This is a genomic window from Photorhabdus khanii NC19, assembly GCF_000517265.1.
GTDB lineage: Bacteria > Pseudomonadota > Gammaproteobacteria > Enterobacterales > Enterobacteriaceae > Photorhabdus > Photorhabdus khanii.
In genome coordinates this window covers 339,855-359,041 of the sequence record NZ_AYSJ01000013.1, presented here as the reverse complement: position 1 = coordinate 359,041, position 19,187 = coordinate 339,855, and the positions used below count along the sequence as shown (strand labels likewise).

18 protein-coding genes and 1 pseudogene are annotated in these 19,187 nt (G+C 43.7%); 13 read left to right on the top strand and 6 right to left on the bottom strand.

Annotated elements, in window-relative coordinates:
* Positions 1-57 precede the first annotated feature (57 nt).
* Positions 58-588 (bottom strand): fimbrial protein, encoded by a 531-nt coding sequence (locus tag PTE_RS13590; protein ID WP_036847424.1) that lies wholly within the window; start codon positions 586-588, stop codon positions 58-60.
* A gap of 571 nt (positions 589-1,159) precedes the next feature.
* On the opposite strand from PTE_RS13590, the gene PTE_RS13585 reads away from it, so the two are divergent.
* On the top strand, positions 1,160-1,999 hold the full coding sequence (locus tag PTE_RS13585) for an alpha/beta fold hydrolase (protein WP_036847421.1): 840 nt from the start codon (positions 1,160-1,162) through the stop codon (positions 1,997-1,999).
* A 230-nt stretch (positions 2,000-2,229) separates the two neighbouring features.
* Here PTE_RS13585 and PTE_RS13580 read toward each other — a convergent pair whose 3' ends face one another.
* A complete protein-coding gene (locus PTE_RS13580) occupies positions 2,230-3,621 on the bottom strand; it encodes an amino acid permease (RefSeq protein WP_036847418.1) in 1,392 nt (463 codons plus the stop codon).
* A gap of 940 nt (positions 3,622-4,561) precedes the next feature.
* Here PTE_RS13580 and stlC point away from each other — a divergent pair.
* The 3 genes and pseudogenes from stlC (at position 4,562) to stlE (ending at position 6,978) form a co-directional block, all read left to right on the top strand.
* A pseudogene (stlC, locus tag PTE_RS13575) lies at positions 4,562-5,510 on the top strand (stilbene biosynthesis aromatase StlC).
* Complete coding sequence (stlD, locus tag PTE_RS13570) at positions 5,511-6,659, top strand: beta-ketosynthase StlD (protein ID WP_036847412.1); 1,149 nt, start codon at positions 5,511-5,513, stop codon at positions 6,657-6,659.
* 76 nt (positions 6,660-6,735) lie between these two features.
* Positions 6,736-6,978 (top strand): stilbene biosynthesis acyl carrier protein StlE, encoded by a 243-nt coding sequence (gene stlE, locus PTE_RS13565; protein WP_036847409.1) that lies wholly within the window; start codon positions 6,736-6,738, stop codon positions 6,976-6,978.
* A 78-nt stretch (positions 6,979-7,056) separates the two neighbouring features.
* Here the strand turns inward: stlE and ydgH are convergent, their stop codons facing one another.
* Complete coding sequence (gene ydgH / locus PTE_RS13560; protein ID WP_036847406.1) at positions 7,057-8,010, bottom strand: DUF1471 family protein YdgH; 954 nt, start codon at positions 8,008-8,010, stop codon at positions 7,057-7,059.
* A gap of 415 nt (positions 8,011-8,425) precedes the next feature.
* Here ydgH and pntA point away from each other — a divergent pair, with 415 nt between their 5' ends.
* Together pntA and pntB are read left to right on the top strand one after the other, a co-directional pair.
* A complete protein-coding gene (gene pntA / locus PTE_RS13555; protein ID WP_036847402.1) occupies positions 8,426-9,955 on the top strand; it encodes a Re/Si-specific NAD(P)(+) transhydrogenase subunit alpha in 1,530 nt (509 codons plus the stop codon).
* A 10-nt stretch (positions 9,956-9,965) separates the two neighbouring features.
* Positions 9,966-11,354, top strand: a complete 1,389-nt coding sequence (gene pntB, locus PTE_RS13550; RefSeq protein ID WP_036847399.1) for a Re/Si-specific NAD(P)(+) transhydrogenase subunit beta — start codon at positions 9,966-9,968, stop codon at positions 11,352-11,354.
* A 145-nt stretch (positions 11,355-11,499) separates the two neighbouring features.
* Here pntB and PTE_RS13545 read toward each other — a convergent pair whose 3' ends face one another.
* The 3 genes from PTE_RS13545 to PTE_RS13535 form a co-directional block, all read right to left on the bottom strand.
* The gene (locus PTE_RS13545; protein WP_036847396.1) at positions 11,500-11,796 is read right to left on the bottom strand and encodes a type II toxin-antitoxin system RelE/ParE family toxin; all 297 of its coding nucleotides are present in this window, start codon (positions 11,794-11,796) and stop codon (positions 11,500-11,502) included.
* Positions 11,784-12,068 (bottom strand): hypothetical protein, encoded by a 285-nt coding sequence (locus tag PTE_RS13540; RefSeq protein WP_036847393.1) that lies wholly within the window; start codon positions 12,066-12,068, stop codon positions 11,784-11,786. The genes PTE_RS13545 and PTE_RS13540 overlap by 13 nt, the downstream gene beginning before the upstream one ends.
* A 99-nt stretch (positions 12,069-12,167) precedes the next feature.
* Complete coding sequence (locus PTE_RS13535; RefSeq protein WP_036847390.1) at positions 12,168-13,181, bottom strand: HoxN/HupN/NixA family nickel/cobalt transporter; 1,014 nt, start codon at positions 13,179-13,181, stop codon at positions 12,168-12,170.
* A gap of 362 nt (positions 13,182-13,543) precedes the next feature.
* On the opposite strand from PTE_RS13535, the gene PTE_RS13530 reads away from it, so the two are divergent.
* The 7 genes from PTE_RS13530 (at position 13,544) to PTE_RS13500 (ending at position 19,113) form a co-directional block, all read left to right on the top strand.
* Complete coding sequence (locus PTE_RS13530; protein WP_011146425.1) at positions 13,544-13,846, top strand: urease subunit gamma; 303 nt, start codon at positions 13,544-13,546, stop codon at positions 13,844-13,846.
* Between the two features lie 92 nt (positions 13,847-13,938).
* The gene (locus PTE_RS13525) at positions 13,939-14,328 is read left to right on the top strand and encodes an urease subunit beta (protein WP_036847387.1); all 390 of its coding nucleotides are present in this window, start codon (positions 13,939-13,941) and stop codon (positions 14,326-14,328) included.
* Positions 14,329-14,412: 84 nt separating this feature from the next.
* A complete protein-coding gene (locus PTE_RS13520; RefSeq protein ID WP_036847384.1) occupies positions 14,413-16,128 on the top strand; it encodes an urease subunit alpha in 1,716 nt (571 codons plus the stop codon).
* Between the two features lie 75 nt (positions 16,129-16,203).
* Positions 16,204-16,800 carry an urease accessory protein UreE gene (locus PTE_RS13515; RefSeq protein ID WP_036847382.1) on the top strand — a complete coding sequence of 199 codons (597 nt, stop codon included), beginning with the start codon at positions 16,204-16,206 and terminating at the stop codon, positions 16,798-16,800.
* On the top strand, positions 16,797-17,483 hold the full coding sequence (locus tag PTE_RS13510) for an urease accessory protein UreF (protein WP_036847379.1): 687 nt from the start codon (positions 16,797-16,799) through the stop codon (positions 17,481-17,483). Before PTE_RS13515 ends, PTE_RS13510 begins: the two co-directional genes overlap by 4 nt.
* 32 nt (positions 17,484-17,515) lie before the next feature.
* Positions 17,516-18,151: an urease accessory protein UreG gene (ureG, locus tag PTE_RS13505; protein WP_036847376.1), complete on the top strand. Its 636-nt coding sequence runs from the start codon at positions 17,516-17,518 to the stop codon at positions 18,149-18,151.
* Positions 18,148-19,113, top strand: coding sequence for an urease accessory protein UreD (locus tag PTE_RS13500; RefSeq protein WP_036847373.1), 966 nt, complete (start codon positions 18,148-18,150; stop codon positions 19,111-19,113). Before ureG ends, PTE_RS13500 begins: the two co-directional genes overlap by 4 nt.
* Positions 19,114-19,187: the final 74 nt, after the last annotated feature.

Below are 19,187 nucleotides of genomic sequence, written 5' to 3'. Positions count from 1 at the left end.
ATACTGCTTTATTAGAAACAAAACGTGAAGGAGTTTTTGTTCTAAGTTTGTTCTGTCTTAGTTATAAACAACAGTAAAGTTAGCGACTGCATCCCCAGATCCTGGGCTAATTGTTTGAGCTGTAGCAATATATTTTGCAATGAATTTCAATTCTGCGGTTTTTTGATCAGTAAAAGCCTGAAGTTTGGAGGCTTTTGCCAAAGGGATCAGGGTTGAATTATCTTCTTCATAGATACCAATAGCAACACCATTGGCGACTGCCTGGCCTTTATCATTGGATAAAGCGAGAAGATTGCTATTTTTATTATCTATTTGCCCATCAAATTTAACTTGTGCATGAGTATATTCTGGTGGGCAATCACTCATCTTAATGCTAAAAGGTGTTGCAGCAGCGGCACTATCTACACCACTAAATGCATTTGAGCTAATTGTCCCCATGTTCACATTTTGATTTGCAGAATCTGTATCGATTTTACAAGCATTAGCGATGATGTTACCTGTAAAATTGATCTTTCCATCTGCCGCGTTTGCTACAGAGATAAACACAGAAGATACAAGTAAGGATGAAATAATCAGTTTAGTGTTCATTGTAAATAGATCCTAACCCTGATGAGTATTACGGCAGGGAAACAGAAACATTGATTGAACTGAGACTGTATAAATGTCAATACAGCATGTAAGTATCTAAAGCTCTTATCCGATAATCAGAAGCATAGGTCAAACGGTGTTTTGTTTGGTATTTCTTATTTAGGATAAAGTGTGGATGATAATAGCGATTAATTCGGAAGAATCCAAAGAATGACTCGGTAATATTCTGCATTTAAGATTTTTATCTATAATTAATGACTAGACAGGATTTTTTTCAAAGTTTATTGTAATTTATCATATGGAATAAACTATTATGCTAACGGATAAGAATATTTATTAATTAATAATTAGTTATAAAATAAATTGTGATTTATATCACGGTTAGTGTATCGCACTGAAAAATTTATTCTTTTTTTCTATACTGTCGCAGGAAAAAATAGCCTGATGAGATAATCATTTTTAATCGATACTTGGTAAGCTACACCACGCTCTGCCATCTATTCTGGAATGAAACTCTTTTGAACGAAGATAATATGACCCTCAACGTAATCAACATTGTAAGAGAGGAAAAATGAAACAGTTCGTCTTTGGCTTATTGGCCCTTGTGCTCGCAGGCGCGCAGCCCGTTTTGGCCATGGAATCAGAGCAGAAAACCGTCACCAATGGTGTAGCTCAGATCGAATATTCGGTACGCGGGGAGGGGCCGCTGATCATGATACTCGCCTCAACCGGACGGGGAACGGCGGAATTTGCGCCGCTCGCGGACCGACTGGCGGAGCGTGGCTATCGCGTCGCTCTGCCTGAGCCACGTGGAATCTCGGGGTCGACTGGCCCGATGGAGAACGTGACCTTCCACGACTTTGCCGACGATTTTGCGGCGGTGATTGCAGCGGAAGGCAGTAAGGCAATCGTAGTGGGTCACGCTTATGGTCACTGGATCGCCAAGACAATCTCCTCGGATTATCCCGAAATGACGCGTGGCATAGTGCTTTTGGCAGGGGCTGCGAAATCTTGGCCTGCGGAGCTTTCGGATGCGATCACTGTGATCAATGATCCGAAATCCACCCGCGAGGAGCGACTGGCACGGCTTCGGCTTGCCTTCTTCGCGGAAGGTAATGATCCGACACCTTGGCTTGAGGGTTGGCATTCTGATGTCGTAAAAAGCCAGTCCGCGGCGCGTAAGCTGACTAATCGTAAGGATTGGTGGGCTGGTGGGACGGCACCGATCCTCGATCTACAAGCGGGGTCTGACCCGTTCCGACCTAAAGAGTCGCGGATGGAAGCAAAGGACGAGTTCGGCAACCGTGTTACTGTCGCTGTGATCGAAGGGGCCAGCCATGCGTTGCCCGCTGTGAAACCGATTGATACAGCGGATGCGATTGCGGATTGGGCCGACAAACTGAATAACTAAAGAGCGATATCTAGTCTCTGTCAGGGAGGTGCGGATTTTCCAGACAGGGACAGTTCCGATGACCGGCTTTGAGCGGTGGCGACCTAGATCGGCTTTAACGAAGTTAGTTACAACATACTTTGAAAGATAACAACTAAAAAATATGCCAGAACAGTGCAAAAATTAAACAAATTGAAATATAAAAATACAGCAAGCCATTACAGGAGAGTAATGGCCTAGATTTGACGGGATTATTTGATTAACAACCAAGTTGCAGGGATTGTTGCTATCAACAATGTAGCCATAGCGAGCTTTTCAGCCAGATAAAGGTTATTTTTTTGTGGGTTTTGACTGCGAGCATACAGGAAAACAATAACACCCGGAGCATAGAGAACGACAGACAATAACAAATTCATCAAACCGGATGCATAAAGCAGCCATAGGCCATAAGTACAAGCCCCAACAGCAATCAGCAATAATCCTTTGTTACTACGATCAAAAGCGACCTTCAACAGAAATGCGCCAACAAGAAAATAGGGCATTAAAATCATCTCTGATGCAATTGCCAGTAATGAATTGTAATTGCTCCCACTTAACCAAATCAAAACGAGAGAGAGTTGTACGGCCCCATTAGTCAACCACAATGAGGATGAGGGTGCGTTGTTACAGTTTTGTAGGCCAAAAATTTTCGGGAAAGAGCCGTGTTGGGAAGCGATGAATGGAACTTCCGCCGCCATGATTGTCCAGCTTAGATAAGCGCCGCAAACGGAAATAATTAATCCGGCGGCAATAATGATTTCACCTGCCGAACCAATAAGCCCTACCATCAGGTTTGCCATAGATGGATTGCGTATTTCAGCTAACTCAGGCCGCGGAACTAACCCAAGGGAGAGCAGGGTAACTAATATGTATATTCCTAATGCGACGACGACCGCTAGCATAGTCGCAATCCCAACATCTTTACGTTTTTTTGCCCTGGCTGAAACCACAACGGCACCTTCGATACCAATGAAGACCCAAAGGGTGATCAGCATCGTGTCTTTTACTTGTTGCCAGACAGGAACACCCAAGTCGATGCCTGTAAAGTCAAGATCAAAGATATCCATTTTAAATGCGATTGTGGCAAGAATAATGAAAGCGCCTAAAGGCAGCAATTTTGCCATTGTTGCCAGTTTGTTGATTCCAGCTGCGGTTTGAACGCCACGGAGTACCAACCAGTGTACTAACCAGAGTAAAACAGATTCTCCCAATAGGGACTGCCAGGTATTGCCGTCACCAAAGATGACGATGCCTTCTTTATCAGTAAAGAAACTCAGGGCGGCAAAAACGATAACCAGATAAGAAACATTGGCAACTACCGCACATAACCAATATCCCCAGGCAGAACAGAAGCCTATTAGTTCACCAAAGCCTTCTTTAGCATAAGTGAAAATGCCTCCATCAAGATCCGGGCGAAGGCGAGAGAGAAATAGCAGGGCGGTAGCCAGAAACAGGATACCGACACCTGTTATTCCCCAACCAATCATTAACGCAGCCGGGCTGGCAATTTCAGCCATATTTTGCGGTAAGCTGAAAACACCCGCGCCGACCATAGAGCTGAGTACCAGAGCAGTAAGAGCTGTAAGACCTAGTTTTTTTTCCAAAGATATGTTCCTAATATGACATAAACTGCATTGTTAGCCAGTTCATTACCCCGATCACAAAAATGAATTGGGCATTGGGTTTTTGTCGCTTCCAAGCTGTATAGAACGGAAAAACAGACTGGTTAAACCTAGAAATAGAGGGGGATTCTACGGAGGGTATGGACTGGATGCAATGGTTTTCTATGCAGATAACTATAAAATTTATGCATTGTTAGAGTGATGGTTAAGATGTCATTTCATACAATTTATTTTTATAAACTTATATGGGTTATTTTTATAATGCCATTTATTATGCTAAGAGGAGTAAATGATAAATATAAAGCATTGTGATGTTATTACTAATTAAGTAATTTTTATTTTAATTTATCCAATCAATATCAAAGTTTAATGAAAATAATTACAAAAGGTAAATGGGGTGTCTTTAATATTTATTTTCCTATGTAATATTATTACTTGGAAATAATAATCATTTGTTTCCATATCAGACAGTTAAGTCATTCTTTTTAGTACGCTGATTTATAATGTTATGAATGTATTATTAAATTAAAATTTCCATATTTATTTTTTTAATTAATTGATTTTGTTTGATTATTTTTTGTATTTTAATTTGTTTTGTTAATTTTAGCTTTGAGTTAATATATTTTTCATCAACTATTTTCACCAGTAACAAATTAATGTTCGTTAATGTGACATAAAACTATTCTTATATAAAAATAAAAAAATCATGTTGACAACGACCACTTTGATTTATATTGTTTGTGAAAATATTAACCTGTTATCTATTAATTCATATTCTTGTCGATGCTTTTAGTTTTCAGGAATGATTATATGTATATATGCTAAAAAATTTAGATAGTTAGGCGATAGTTGTTATTCGAATTATTATCTTTTAGGCGCCGACGAATGGCTTAGTATTAAATATTCATAAAGGTTAGAACATATGAAGCGTGTTCTGGTGATATCGTATTCCCAAAGTGGCCAATTGATCGAGGTGGTAAAAAGTTTAATCTCACCTTTGCATGAGTCTGATGAGATATACATTCGTGAAGTGGTTCTGAAACCCATTCCAGAGTATCCATTTCCTTGGTCATTTTCTAAATTTGTTGATGCTTTTCCGGAAACGGTGCAGTTACATCCACCTGAATTAGCACCTTTGCATCTGGAGGATGAAGCACCTTTTGACTTGGTCATATTAGGCTATCAAGTTTGGTATTTGTCACCATCTCCTCCGATAACCGCATTTCTTAAGAGTAAAGAAGGAAAACGATTACTCAATGGTCGACCCGTGGTAACGGTTATTGCTTGTCGAAATATGTGGCTGATGGCCCAGGAAACCGTCAAAAAGCTTTTACATGAAAGTGGGGCGTCCCTGCGCGATAACGTGGTTTTTATTGATAAAGCAAACTTTTTTGCAACATTGTTTACAACCCCGTTGTGGTTAATGACAGGAAAAAAACAACCCATTGCCAGTTTACCGCCGGCCGGGGTATCGAAGGAAGATGTTCAGGGAGCTAAACGTTTCGGGGATGCATTAGTAACAGCGCTTAAAGCGGATAAAGAGAAAGTTGATGACCCGATGTTGAAAGGGTTAGGAGCCGTATTTGTTGATCAATCTTTTATTTTCGGTGAACGTGCTATACATCGGGGATTTAGATTGTGGTCTGGATTTATTTATCGTGTAGGTAAACGGGGAAAATGGGTAAGGCGTTCTCTATTAACCATGTTTGTGATCTATTTGATACTCATGGCACTGGTTGTCTTACCTATTTCAGTGGTTATTCGCCGTTTGCTGACCGTATTACTGAAAGAACGTCTTAATGAGTTACAAAAATACTATGAACAACCATCTGGTTCTGCCCGCTATGATGATAAAGGAGATAAATAAGTAAATGAGTAACAACGTTTATATCACTAAAGTTTCCGCCTTTATGCCGGGAAACCCAATAGATAATGAGACAATAGAATCTGTTCTTGGTTTTGTTGGTGATCGTCCATCAAGATCTCGTCATATCGTGCTCCGTAATAATGGTATTAAATATCGCCATTATGCGCTGGATCCGGAAACAGGAGAGACAACTTATTCATGTGCTCAATTGGCGGCCGAAGCAGTAAAAGGTTTGGTTGATGAACACTTTTCTTTAGATGATATGCAAAGTCTGGCAGCAAGCAGTGGTATTCCTGATCAAATTATACCGGGTCATGGTGTCATGGTTCATGGAGAGCTCAAGAATAAACCTTGTGAGGTTATCTCAACTTCAGGTGCTTGTGCTGCGGGTATGACAGCGATGAAATATGCTTATCTGTCCGTTCTCTCGGGAACGACAAGTAATGCGGTTTCAACAACGTCGGAAACACCTTCAACGGTACTGCATGCTCGCAATTTCCAGAGTGAAAACGAAGCTCGGGTTGCAGAACTGGAACGACGCCCTGAAATCGCTTTTGAAAAAGATTTTCTGCGTTGGATGCTTTCTGATGGTGCCGGCGCTGCTTTACTTGAAAATAAACCTCGACCTGATGGTGTTTCATTACGAATTGATTGGATAGATATTTACTCTTTTGCTAATGAGCAAGAGACATGTATGTACTCAGGTGGAGAAAAGTTAGCAGATGGCAGTTTGAAAAGCTGGACACAAATGAGTCAGGCTGATTGGCTTGCATATTCTGTTTTCTGCATCAAACAAGATGTCAGATATTTAAATGAGAGGGTCGTTAAATTCACACTTACCGAACCATTGAGGCGGATAGTTGCTGATCGTAACTTATCGGCAGAATCTATTGATTGGTTCTTGCCTCATTATTCATCTGAATATTTCCGCATGAAATTTTCCGAGGGTCTTGAAGATATTAATTTTGGTATTAAACAAGAGCGTTGGTTTACTAACTTAACAATGAAAGGAAATACCGGATCGGCTTCTATTTATATCATGTTGGATGAGCTTATGAAGTCGGGTAAATTGAAGAAAGATCAGCGTCTGTTATGTTTTATCCCTGAAAGTGCCAGATTCACAGGGGCATTCATGCACTTGACTGTTGTGTAAATATTTAACTTCAATTAATGAAAAAGGGGGAAACGACGAGTTTCCCCGAATGTGAGTACATTAGGAAGATAATAGCGTGGAAAATTTAGAGAATCATGTCAAAAATGTTGTTGCAGAACAACTTGGAATACCTGAAACCCAGATTCTTACCACACAGACATTCGAGGAATTGGGTGCCGATTCGTTAGATAGTGTCGAGTTGATTATGGCTTTGGAAGAACGTTTCGAGATAACTATTGACGATACAGAGGCGGAAAAAATGGTGACGGTACAAAACGCCATTGATTGTATCCGTTTGAAGTTAGAATCAGCCGGCTGATTTGAAGAATTTTATTATCCTTGCAGTAAAAAAGGCACATATGGTTACCATATGTGCCTTTTTCTTAAATTAAACAGATTATTTGAACAGGTCTGCACTGATAGTAGAGGAGCCACCACTGGATTGCCATTCACGGGTGATATGGTAGTACTTAGCGCCTTTAGCCGCTGCGCGTTTAGCGACTTCATAGGCAACATCAGGCATGCTGTTGTAGTAACCTGAAAAGGTGATGGAATCAAAAGGTACCATCTGGGCAGCACTGATTTTATTTAATTCTTGGATTTTCGTACCATCAGGAAGAGTGACAGTGTAACGCTCACCTTTAGAATATTGGGTTTCAAAGAAGCGGCCAATAGCATTGCTGGTTGAAGTTGAAGAGGCTAAACCAGGAATTTCTACTTTCTTAGCTGCTGTGCCACCTTCTGCTAATGCAGCGCGTCCTGAATCCGAATCAGCAGGGATTACGGCTTCGTTAGCCTGAATTTGGCGTTTTGGCGCATCATCTTTGTAAACATAAGCGGTAACGGTTTGATTACCGCCATCGTTGGTTGAAACCTGACGGACAATAAAGAAAGATGCTGCACCTTTTTTCTTAGCTGCTTTTGCGATTGCCTCATTCAAATCTGGCTCATTAGTGTAAAAACCACTGATGGTTACCGTATCAAATGGTTCCAGTGTCACAGCTTCTGTTTTGGGTAATTCTTTGATACCGCGGAACATACGATATTTAATTGAATTGTCAATTTTCTCTGCATCTTTGTGATACAGATCAGCTACAACGCGCAGGTTGCCACTATTATTCAGATCATCAAGGCTTTGGATATAAAATCCATCTGCGCCCATTTTATCTGCCCGACGGGAAACGGCGTCGGCAGCTTCATAAATAGCATTAAAAGGGCCTGTAACCGTAATACGTTTAAAGGGTTTCAGTTCTGCTGCTTTCTCCGGGGATAATTCCTGAGCTGCCTGAGCAGCGGTAATACCAGTTAATGAGAGCATCGCAGCTGCGATGATCGTTGTTTTCAGCCTCATAAAAAATCCTTCCGCCTTGCGCATTAATTACTTATAACTTGCTGAACATCGTTATGTATCACATAGCCGACGATTATTACATGTAATAATAGCTAATGTCCCACGAATTTATGCTATCAGTATGAATGAATACAAGTTCATAGAAATGGCACCATAAGTTTTCATCAACACGTTTTTATCGACATCGCGTTTTTATCAACATCATAGTAACTGGCACTGAAAAGTGTGAGCCGGTAATACTACTTAGCTATTTTTCTTACTCATTAGTGATGGATCACCAATAATATTTTCGGTCGGTTATCAAAATATTCGTTGATAGATTTTGCTGATAGCAGTAATAAAGTTAATTGAATCGCTAAACTGACCTCAGCAAGTAATAATCATCATTAATCTTAAGCTTTAGGAAGGGAACATTATGCGTATTGGTGTACCGAGAGAACGACTTGCCAATGAAGCACGTGTTGCAGCCACGCCGAGTACTGTGGAACAACTGTTGAAATTGGGATTCGATGTCGTTGTTGAGAATGGAGCAGGGCATTTAGCCAGCTTTGGGGATAGTGCTTACCAACAGGTCGGAGCTGAAATGACCGATCGTAATGATATTTGGGGTTCAGATATCATTCTCAAGGTGAATGCTCCTGAGGATGACGAGATTGCGTTAATGAAGGAAGGGAGTACGTTGGTTAGTTTTGTCTGGCCGGCACAACACCCTGAGTTAATGCAGAAATTATCAAACCGTAAAGTCACTGTGTTGGCGATGGATTCAGTACCGCGTATTTCCCGTGCACAGTCGTTGGATGCACTGAGCTCTATGGCGAATATTGCAGGTTACCGGGCGATAGTGGAAGCTGCTCATGAATTTGGCCGCTTCTTTACTGGTCAGATTACAGCCGCAGGTAAGGTTCCACCAGCCAAAGTGATGATTATTGGTGCCGGTGTTGCTGGCCTGGCTGCTGTTGGTGCAGCGGGCAGTTTAGGCGCTATTGTCCGTGCGTTTGATACCCGGCCTGAAGTTAAAGAGCAGGTTCAGAGCATGGGAGCGGAGTTTCTCGAACTGGATTTTGAAGAAGAGGCCGGTAGTGGTGACGGATATGCAAAAGTCATGTCCGAAGCTTTCATTAAAGCAGAGATGACGCTTTTTGCAGCACAGGCGAAAGAAGTTGACATTATTGTGACAACTGCGCTTATTCCAGGGAAACCCGCACCGCGTCTTATCACCAAAGAGATGGTTGAATCAATGAAACCGGGCAGTGTGATTGTTGACCTGGCGGCTCAAACGGGGGGGAACTGTGCATTAACGCAAGCAGACAAATTAGTTGTGACAGAAAATGGCGTGAAGATTATCGGTTACACCGATTTACCAAGCCGTTTACCAACGCAATCTTCACAACTGTACGGGACTAATTTGGTTAATCTGCTCAAGCTATTGTGCAAAGAGAAAAATGGCGAAATCAATATTGATTTTGATGATGTTGTTATTCGTGGCGTGACCGTCGTAAAAGAGGGGGAAATGACGTGGCCGGCGCCGCCAATTCAAGTTTCTGCTCAACAGACAACAAAACCGGCACCAGTCAAAGCAGAAAAGCCAGAGACTAAATCTACTTCACCTTGGTTGAAATATGGCTTGCTGGCACTGGCTGTTATTTTGTTCAGCGGGTTAGCCAATGTCGCCCCAAAAGAGTTTTTATCCCACTTTACTGTTTTTGCATTGGCTTGTGTGGTGGGTTACTACGTGGTCTGGAATGTCAGCCATGCTTTACATACACCGCTAATGTCAGTAACTAATGCCATTTCGGGAATTATCGTTGTTGGGGCGTTATTGCAAATTGGTGATGGTGGATGGGTAAGCTTCTTCTCATTTATCGCTATTTTAATTGCCAGCATTAATATCTTCGGTGGCTTTACTGTCACTCAACGTATGCTGAAAATGTTTCGTAAGGACTAAGGGGTAATTGATGTCGAGTGGAGTCGTTATAGCGGCATATATTGTTGCTGCCATCTTATTTATTTTCAGCCTTGCGGGTTTGTCTCGTCACGAAAGCGCCAAACGCGGGAATATTTTGGGTGTCACCGGGATGGCAATCGCATTGATTGCGACTATCTTCGGGCCTGATACCGGAAATGTTGTTTGGGTTATTCTGGCGATGATGATCGGTGCGGTTATTGGTATTCGTCTGGCAAACAAAGTTGAAATGACTGAAATGCCGGAATTGGTCGCCATATTGCACAGTTTCGTCGGTTTGGCTGCGGTGCTGGTTGGTTTTAACAGCTTTATTGCTCACGATAGTTTCGCGGAACCTGTGATGGAGAATATCCATCTGACAGAAGTATTCCTGGGTGTTTTCATCGGTGCGGTCACTTTCACCGGTTCTGTTGTGGCATTTGGTAAATTATGCGGAAAGATTTCTTCCAAACCGCTGATGTTGCCGAATCGGCATAAATTAAACCTTGCAGCGCTGGTTATCTCCTTTGTCCTGTTAATTACTTTTGTAAAAACGGAAAGTACGGGCCTGCAAATCTCCACCCTGTTGATCATGACGGCAATCGCATTGGTGTTTGGCTGGCATTTAGTTGCTTCTATCGGTGGCGCGGATATGCCGGTGGTGGTTTCGATGCTGAACTCCTATTCTGGTTGGGCTGCCGCGGCCGCTGGATTCATGCTGAGTAATGATTTGTTGATTGTCACGGGAGCGCTGGTCGGTTCTTCGGGGGCTATTCTGTCTTACATCATGTGTAAGGCAATGAACCGTTCTTTTATCAGTGTGATTGCAGGCGGATTTGGGACGGATGGTTCCTCGACCGGTGATGATCAGGATATGGGCGAATATCGCGAAACCACAGCGGAAGAGGTTGCTGAACTGCTGAAAAACTCAACGTCTGTCATCATCACACCGGGATACGGTATGGCGGTTGCACAGGCGCAGTATCCAGTACATGACATTACTGCCAAACTGCGTGAAAAGGGGATTAAGGTTCGCTTTGGTATCCATCCGGTTGCAGGGCGTCTGCCTGGGCATATGAATGTGCTGTTGGCGGAAGCTAAAGTTCCTTATGACGTTGTTCTGGAAATGGATGAAATCAATGATGATTTCTCTGATACAGACACTGTACTGGTCATCGGTGCCAACGACACCGTTAACCCGGCTGCACAGGAAGATCCAAACAGCCCAATTGCCGGTATGCCAGTACTGGAAGTGTGGAAATCACAGAGTGTTATTGTGTTTAAACGCTCCATGAACACAGGTTACGCTGGTGTACAAAACCCGCTGTTCTTTAAAGACAATAGCCAGATGTTGTTTGGTGATGCGAAAGCGAGTGTCGAAGCAATCCTTCGTGCACTGTAATTCCTTATCGCTATAACTTACAAATCATGATTGGGTTTCTGTCTCTTAGTTATATATCCTGATTAAGAGACAGAACAAGTTTGTAGCTCTTTCAGCTCGGTAAACCAGTCTTCCCACTTTTCCGTTAGGTGTTTATACTTTGGGGTTAATGCTTATAGTCGGTTTCGCGCTGATGGCGGATAGCCAAAACGTAACGTGTATTACTTCCGGGAGACTCTCTGTATAGCAATACATATCCTGTGCCACCAAAAGGGATGACTAACTCAAAAAGTGGATAAACTTCTGTTGGTCGTCCGACTAATACGTTAGATTTCAGCGCCCGGATGTGCTTACTAATGACACTAGATGCTGATTTTGCAGCAATTGCATCACGTTGACGCAAAAAATCAACAAGGCGTTTTATGTCCCTTACAACTGCTGAAGTGACGACTACAGATGGCATTCGGGTAAATCCTTATCTTCTCCGCGTGCAATAGCGTCCAACCAGTCAGAAAGTTCATCGCCAGTCAAATGTAAGCCGGTAGCTTCATATTCTAACCAGGCATTTTCAGCATCACGTAAAAATTTTTGTCTGGCCTCCAGAGCATCAATTTCGTTTTCAATTGAACGTACCATGAGTGAATGGGCAGAAATGCCTTGCACGTCAGCCAAAGATTTGATGCGTGATTTTAACCCTTCATTTAAGCGAAGGGTTATTGTTTGTTTTTTCTGCATAGTCTTCCTCATGATGATATCACTAGTAACGCAAATGATATCATTGAGTAGTAAGAATGACAATATGTAGCGTTAATTGCAGAAAACAGACTGTTTTTACTACTTAATTTCCAATGTGTGGTATCCCTGCCAGCGATAATTCATCACTGATAATGTCCAGAACAGAATAAAAATCCCGACAACCCAAAAACCAACATTGCCCATATTGTCGTTTAATGCCCCGATGGTGCTCCAGAAAGTACCATGCAAATCCCACTGCTCAGCGATAAGGCCGAGCGCTTCCAGCCCACCAATGAACAGCGCCACGGCAACAGAAGCCGCAGTAATGGTCATGTTGTAGTAGAGTTTGCGTGTTGGTTGGGAAAAAGCCCAGCCATAGGCACCTACCATCACAAAATTATCCAGTGAATCGATTAGCGCCATGCCGCTGGCAAATAGCGCCGGGAATACCATCAGCGACCATAAAGGCAGTCCACTAAGAGAGCCGGCGGCAGATATACTCAACAGCCCAACTTCGGTCGCGGTGTCGAAACCCAGTCCAAACAGGAAACCGACCAGATACATATGCCAGCTTTTGCTGACCAGCCGGAAGACCGAGTGAAACAGGCGGGTCATGACTCCACCCGGTGTTGTTTCCAGCACGGTTAACTCACTGTTCGCCAACTCTTTTCCACGTTTGATCTCCTGAAACTTCTGATAAACGCTTTTCAGTATTAGCAAATTAATCAGCGCTATTGCCAATAGAAAGCAGGCAGAAACGAGAGTGCCAATAATGCCGCCATAGTCATGAACCCAGCCCATTTGATCTTTAAAAGCCATTGAAGTCAGGACAATAGCGAGGCAGGCCAAAATGACAATGGTAGAGTGTCCCAGAGAAAAGAAAGCGCCGACGGCAATAGGTGATTTACCCTGTTGCATCAGTTTGCGGGTGACGTTATCAATTGCTGCGATATGATCGGCATCGACCGCATGGCGTAGCCCATAACCGTATGCCAGCAGAGCCGCCCCCATCATGATTGCATGATGGCGGAAAGCGATAAATGCCCAAATCCAGGCAAGTAAGTTGGCGGCAATCAGAACAACAAGAAGCGAAAGTGCGTGTTTTTTATTCATATAAGAAACCTGTCAATGTTAAACCCGTTTGCGGATGATTTCTGAAAGACAAAAACGGTAAGCAGCCTCTGTACGCAATAATGTACGGTCTTTTGCTAAATCATAATACTAATTAACTTGTAATATTAACTTAGATAAACTTAAATAAAAGGTAAGAGGACTAACCTGTTGTAAGGGGAGTTACTTAATTGACATATTATAATTCTGGTGTCAAAACTTTTTTACCAAAGGATATATTTTCCAATATTTAAATTGGTAAAAGAGCAAATTTTGAATAAAGTCTGTTGGGAAAAGCGTATTAAGTTATAGCTTATTGGCATGACAGTGCGACCGTATGGAATAACCAATTATTAGGGGGTTTTATGCAATTAACGCCAAGGGAAATTGAGAAACTCATGGTATATACACTGGCTGATGTCGCATTAAAGCGTAAGTCCCGCGGCTTAAAACTCAATTACCCTGAAGCCGTTGCTATTATTACCGCGGCTGCGCTGGAAGGGGCCAGAGAAGGGAAAACGCTGGAAGAAGTCATGGATGATTCAAGGCACGTTCTGACTAAAGAAGATGTGATGGATGGAGTAGCTGATCTCATTCCACATGTGCAGGTTGAAGCCATATTTACGGATGGCAGTCGTTTGGTGACTGTGCATGATCCCATCCAATAATTGCTGAAACAAATTATAAATAGCAGGAAAAGTTATCTGGGCAAAATATTAATTTATAGTCTTGGTTCACGTATTAGCGTGGAGATTTTCCGATGAAAGAAAATAATAAAGAAGATATTACTCCGTTGGGGGGATATATTCTTGCTGAAGGCCCGATATCCTTTAATGAAGATTGTCCGGCTATTCAATTAAGGGTTCGCAATTCAGGTGATCGTCCTATCCAGGTGGGATCTCATTTCCATTTTTTTGAGGTGAACAAAGCCCTGCAATTTGATCGTGCGGCTGCGTTTGGCAAACGACTCAATATCACGTCAACAACCGCAATCCGTTTTGAACCCGGTGATGAAATTGAGGTGTCATTAATCCCTGTGGGTGGGAAACAAAACGTTTATGGATTTAATAACTTAGTCGATGGTTGGGCGGGTAAAATCCCGGTTGCCACTGAGGAATATGTAGAAAAGACATGGCTGCACGCCGGGTAATAAAACTAGGGTTATAAAACCATCAAATAAATTCAAGGTAAAGTTAACGAACGTCGGAAAACTATTCGAACAAAGGAATAAACTATGCCAACCATTTCCCGGCAGGAATATGTCGGTCTTTTTGGTCCGACTATCGGTGATAAGATTCGCCTGGCTGATACCAATCTGTTTATTGAAATTGAGAAAGATCTGCGCGGTTATGGTGATGAATCGGTCTATGGCGGAGGTAAATCGCTGCGCGATGGCATGGGTGCCGATAACCGTATGACCAGTGAAAATGTATTGGATTTGGTGATCACCAACGTCACGATTTTGGATGCACGTCAAGGCGTCATTAAAGCCGATGTCGGCATAAAAGAGGGGCGCATCGTCGGGATAGGTAAAAGTGGCAACCCCAGTATGATGAATGGCGTTACACCTGGCATGGTGGTTGGTGTCAGTACTGATGCGATATCTGGTGAGCATCTGATCCTCACGGCTGCCGGCATTGATACCCATATTCATTTTATCTCTCCCCAACAGGCTGAACACGCTTTGTCCAATGGTGTGACGACTTTCTTTGGTGGTGGTGTTGGTCCCACTGACGGAACTAACGGCACAACGGTTACCGCTGGTCCTTGGCATATCCATCGTATGTTGCGTGCTTTTGAAGGTTTACCGGTTAACGTCGGTATTTTGGGAAAAGGCCATGCTGCGGTGGCTATGCCGCTGGTAGAGCAGATCAAAGCGGGTGTGGCCGGGCTGAAAGTGCATGAGGACTGGGGTGCAACCAATTCTGCATTGCGTCATGCCTTACGTGTAGCGGATGAAATGGATATTCAGGTAGCGGTTCATACCGACAGTTTGAATGAAGGTGGTTATGTTGAAGACACCATTGACGCTTTCGAAGGCCGTACCATTCATACCTTTCATACCGAAGGGGCTGGTGGCGGACATGCGCCAGATATCATCAAAGTTGCCAGCCAGATGAACGTGTTACCCAGTTCAACTAATCCCACGCTGCCTTATGGTATTAATAGCCAAGCGGAACTGTTTGATATGATTATGGTTTGCCATAACCTTAATCCCAAAGTACCGGCTGATGTTGCATTTTCGGAAAGCCGTGTACGCCCGGAGACCATTGCCGCGGAAAATGTTTTGCACGATATGGGAGTGCTATCAATGTTTTCCAGTGACTCCCAGGCTATGGGGCGGGTAGGCGAAAACTGGCTGCGGGTGATGCAAACAGCTCATGCCATGAAAGCAGCGCGAGGCAAGTTGCCGGAAGATGCAGTACATAACGATAATTTCCGTGTCTTACGTTATGTCGCCAAAATTACAATTAACCCGGCGATCGCACAGGGGATAAGCCACGTTCTGGGCTCAGTTGAAGTGGGAAAAATGGCCGATCTTGTATTGTGGGAACCCCGTTTCTTTGGCGCAAAACCTAAGCTGGTCATCAAAGGCGGTATGATTAACTGGGCGGTGATGGGTGATCCGAATGCCTCATTGCCGACACCACAGCCGACATTTTATCGTCCGATGTTTGGCGCGTTGGGCAAAACCCTTCAGGAAACCTGTGTGACTTTTGTCTCCCAAGCCGCGATGGAACAAGAGGTAAAAGAGAGGCTTGGTTTGGAACGCCAGGTTATGGCGGTGCGCAACTGCCGGGCTATCTCCAAGAAAGATATGGTGCGTAATGCTGAAACGCCAACCATTGAAGTGGATGCCGAAACCTTTGCCGTCAAGGTGAATGGTGAATATGCCACGGTAAAACCCGTCAGGACAGTAGCACTTAATCAGCGTTATTTCTTTAGTTGACCTATTTTTTGCTGCCCGGTCAGAGAATATTTTTCTGGCCGGATTAACCGATCCATGCATTCAGAGGATTATCTTATGATTGTTATTGAACAGATTCTTGGTAATGCCAAAAAAGATGCTTTCTGGCGAGATCGCTTGCAAGGCATCTCGCCGGATATTTTAGTGCTTTCGCAATGGGAAGCGCAAAAAAGCCGTTGCCGCAAATCCACGCTTAACGGGTTGGATTTGGGGATTTCTCTTGACCGCAATCAGGTATTGTCGGACGGCGATATTTTGTTGTGGGATGAAACTAAAGGGCTGGCCGTTATTGTCCAGATGAGCCTGCGTGATGTGATGGTTATTCATTTGAAGTCATTACTGTCGTTGGATGCAGAGACAGTGATGAAAACCAGTTTCGAACTTGGTCATGCTTTAGGTAACCAGCATTGGAAGTCAGTGATTAAAAATAATCAGATTTATATTCCGCTGACAGTATCAACTAAAGTGATGGATTCGGTAATGAAAACGCATGGTTTTCATGCGCTGCCTTATTCCTTTATCAAAGGCGAAGAGATCTTGCCTTACCTTAACAATTCCGAGGCACGCTTATTATTTGGTGGTGCAGAGGATTCCGCAACACATGTCCATGTCGATAACACGTTTCTGAATCAGCATGTGATCAAATTAAAATGAATGCACTCCGCTTAATCAGAATCATGCAATTTGCTGATTCCGTGTTGCCTGTTGGCGCGTTTTCTTTCTCAAACGGCCTGGAATCAGCCATTCAGAGTAAAATCGTGTATGACGTGGCAACATTAAGCGATTTTACCCGGACGGCGTTGTTACAGGCGGTTAGCGGTGATGGCCGGGCGGTGATTGCTGCTTGTCAGGCACTGAATAATGGGCAGCGTGACGCCGCCATCTCCCATGATTGGGCAGTATTTAACCGCAAATTAAATGAAGAAAGTCGCACTATGGTGACGCGGATGGGGAAAAAGTTAGCGGAAATGGCGGTTGAGGTAACCGGTGAGTCGTTGATTGCATGGTGGCTGACTCAAATAAAGAGTGATATTGCCGCAGGGACTTATCCGATTACCCTGGCAGTCGTCATGAGTGCATTAGGTGCTGTTCCGCGTGAAGTCATTGTTATGCATCAATATGGTGTCGCAATGACAATACTCAGTGCAGCCATACGTCTGATGCGCATCACCCATATTGAAGTTCAGCGTATCTTGTTCTCACTGAATCAGGATATTGAGCTATTTTGTGATGAGGCGGAAAAGGGTGGAATTGAGCAGATGGCATCTTATGCACCCGTGACCGATGTATTGGCTGCACTGCACGTCGGTGCGTTTACCCGGTTGTTTAGTAATTAACAACTACGTCTTAATCGAGTGAGGAAATTTCTGTGAAAAAAATTACCCGAATTGGTATTGGCGGCCCGGTAGGTTCAGGTAAGACGGCGGTTATTGAAGTGATCACGCCTATTTTGATTCAGCGCGGAATAAAACCCCTGATTATCACCAATGATATTGTTACCACTGAGGATGCTAAACAGGTCAAACGGACACTGAAAGGTATTTTGGATGAGGAGAAGATACTCGGGGTGGAAACCGGCGCTTGTCCGCACACAGCAGTGCGCGAAGATCCCAGTATGAATATTTCCGCTGTCGAGGAAATGGAGGCTCGTTTTCCTGACACGGATGTCGTGTTAATTGAAAGTGGTGGGGATAACCTGACACTCACGTTTAGCCCGGCATTGGCGGACTTTTATATTTATGTGATTGATGTGGCTGACGGGGAAAAAATTCCGCGCAAGAACGGGCCTGGACTGGTACAGGCGGATATTCTGGTGATCAATAAAATCGATTTGGCGCCTTATGTTGGTGCCAGTCTGGCAGTAATGGAGAGTGACACTCAAGTCGTGCGTGGTCAGCGTCCTTATATCCTCACCAACTGCAAGACGGGTGAAGGCGTTGAAACGCTGGTAAATATGATCATGCGAGATTTCTTATTTACTCACTCGCTACAGGCGACACAATGACCTCTACCGGCTCGCAGAGAATCATTGGTGAAGCACATAAACGGGTTAGCGAGCTTGGTTTCAACGCGCCGGAACTTGCCCTGTTTCAGGATGAACCTCCCCAGATGGCAAGCGGTGATATCGGTAAAAGCGGCTATCTGCGATTGGGGTTTGCCCGGCGTGGCGACCACAGTATTCTGGCCCGCATGGAACGCCGGGTTCCTTATTTGGTGCAACGGGCGCTGTATTGGGATGAGGCACTGCCGCAGATGCCGTGTGTATTTATGATCTCCACGTCGGGATGTATATTGCAGGGGGACAGGCTGGCGCTCGACATTCATGTTGCTCAAGATGCATTTGGTCATGTCACCACCCAATCGGCGACAAAGATTCATTCAATGGTGAATAACTATGCGGCGCAGGTACAAACTATTCAGATAGCGCAGGGAGGCTATTTGGAAATGATGCCCGATCCGGTCATACCTCATAGTGGCTCCCGGTTTATTACTGATACCCAGATAACCATTCACCCAACTGCTACGTTAATTTATTCCGAGATAATCATGTCTGGTCGTAAATACCATCCCGCCGATCAGGGGTTTAAATTTGATGTTTACTCATCACGGATTACGGCAATGGATTTCGAAGACAAAATATTGTTTGCTGAACGTTATGTATTGGAGCCTAAAAAACAACCGTTGAACAGTGTCGGGGTGATGGGGCCATTTCATGTGTTCGGTAATGTGATCTTACTGACACCTTCGGTTCACCATGATCGCATTCTGGCGCGCATCATACCTCAATACAATGCTGAAACCGGCATAGCCAGCGGTGCCAGTCGCTTACCTAATCAATGCGGTCTAATCTTCAAAGTGTTGGGGAAAGAAACTCATCAAGTTAAAGCAGGTATTCGTCTTTTCTGGCGCATAGCACGCGAGGAGATCCTTGGCGTTACATTGCCTGAACCGTTTATCTGGCGTTAAAACTCTTGTCAATAAACCCGGGACATAAAATCTGTTCCGGGTTTTAGCACCAAATGGATACTTATCATTTTGTT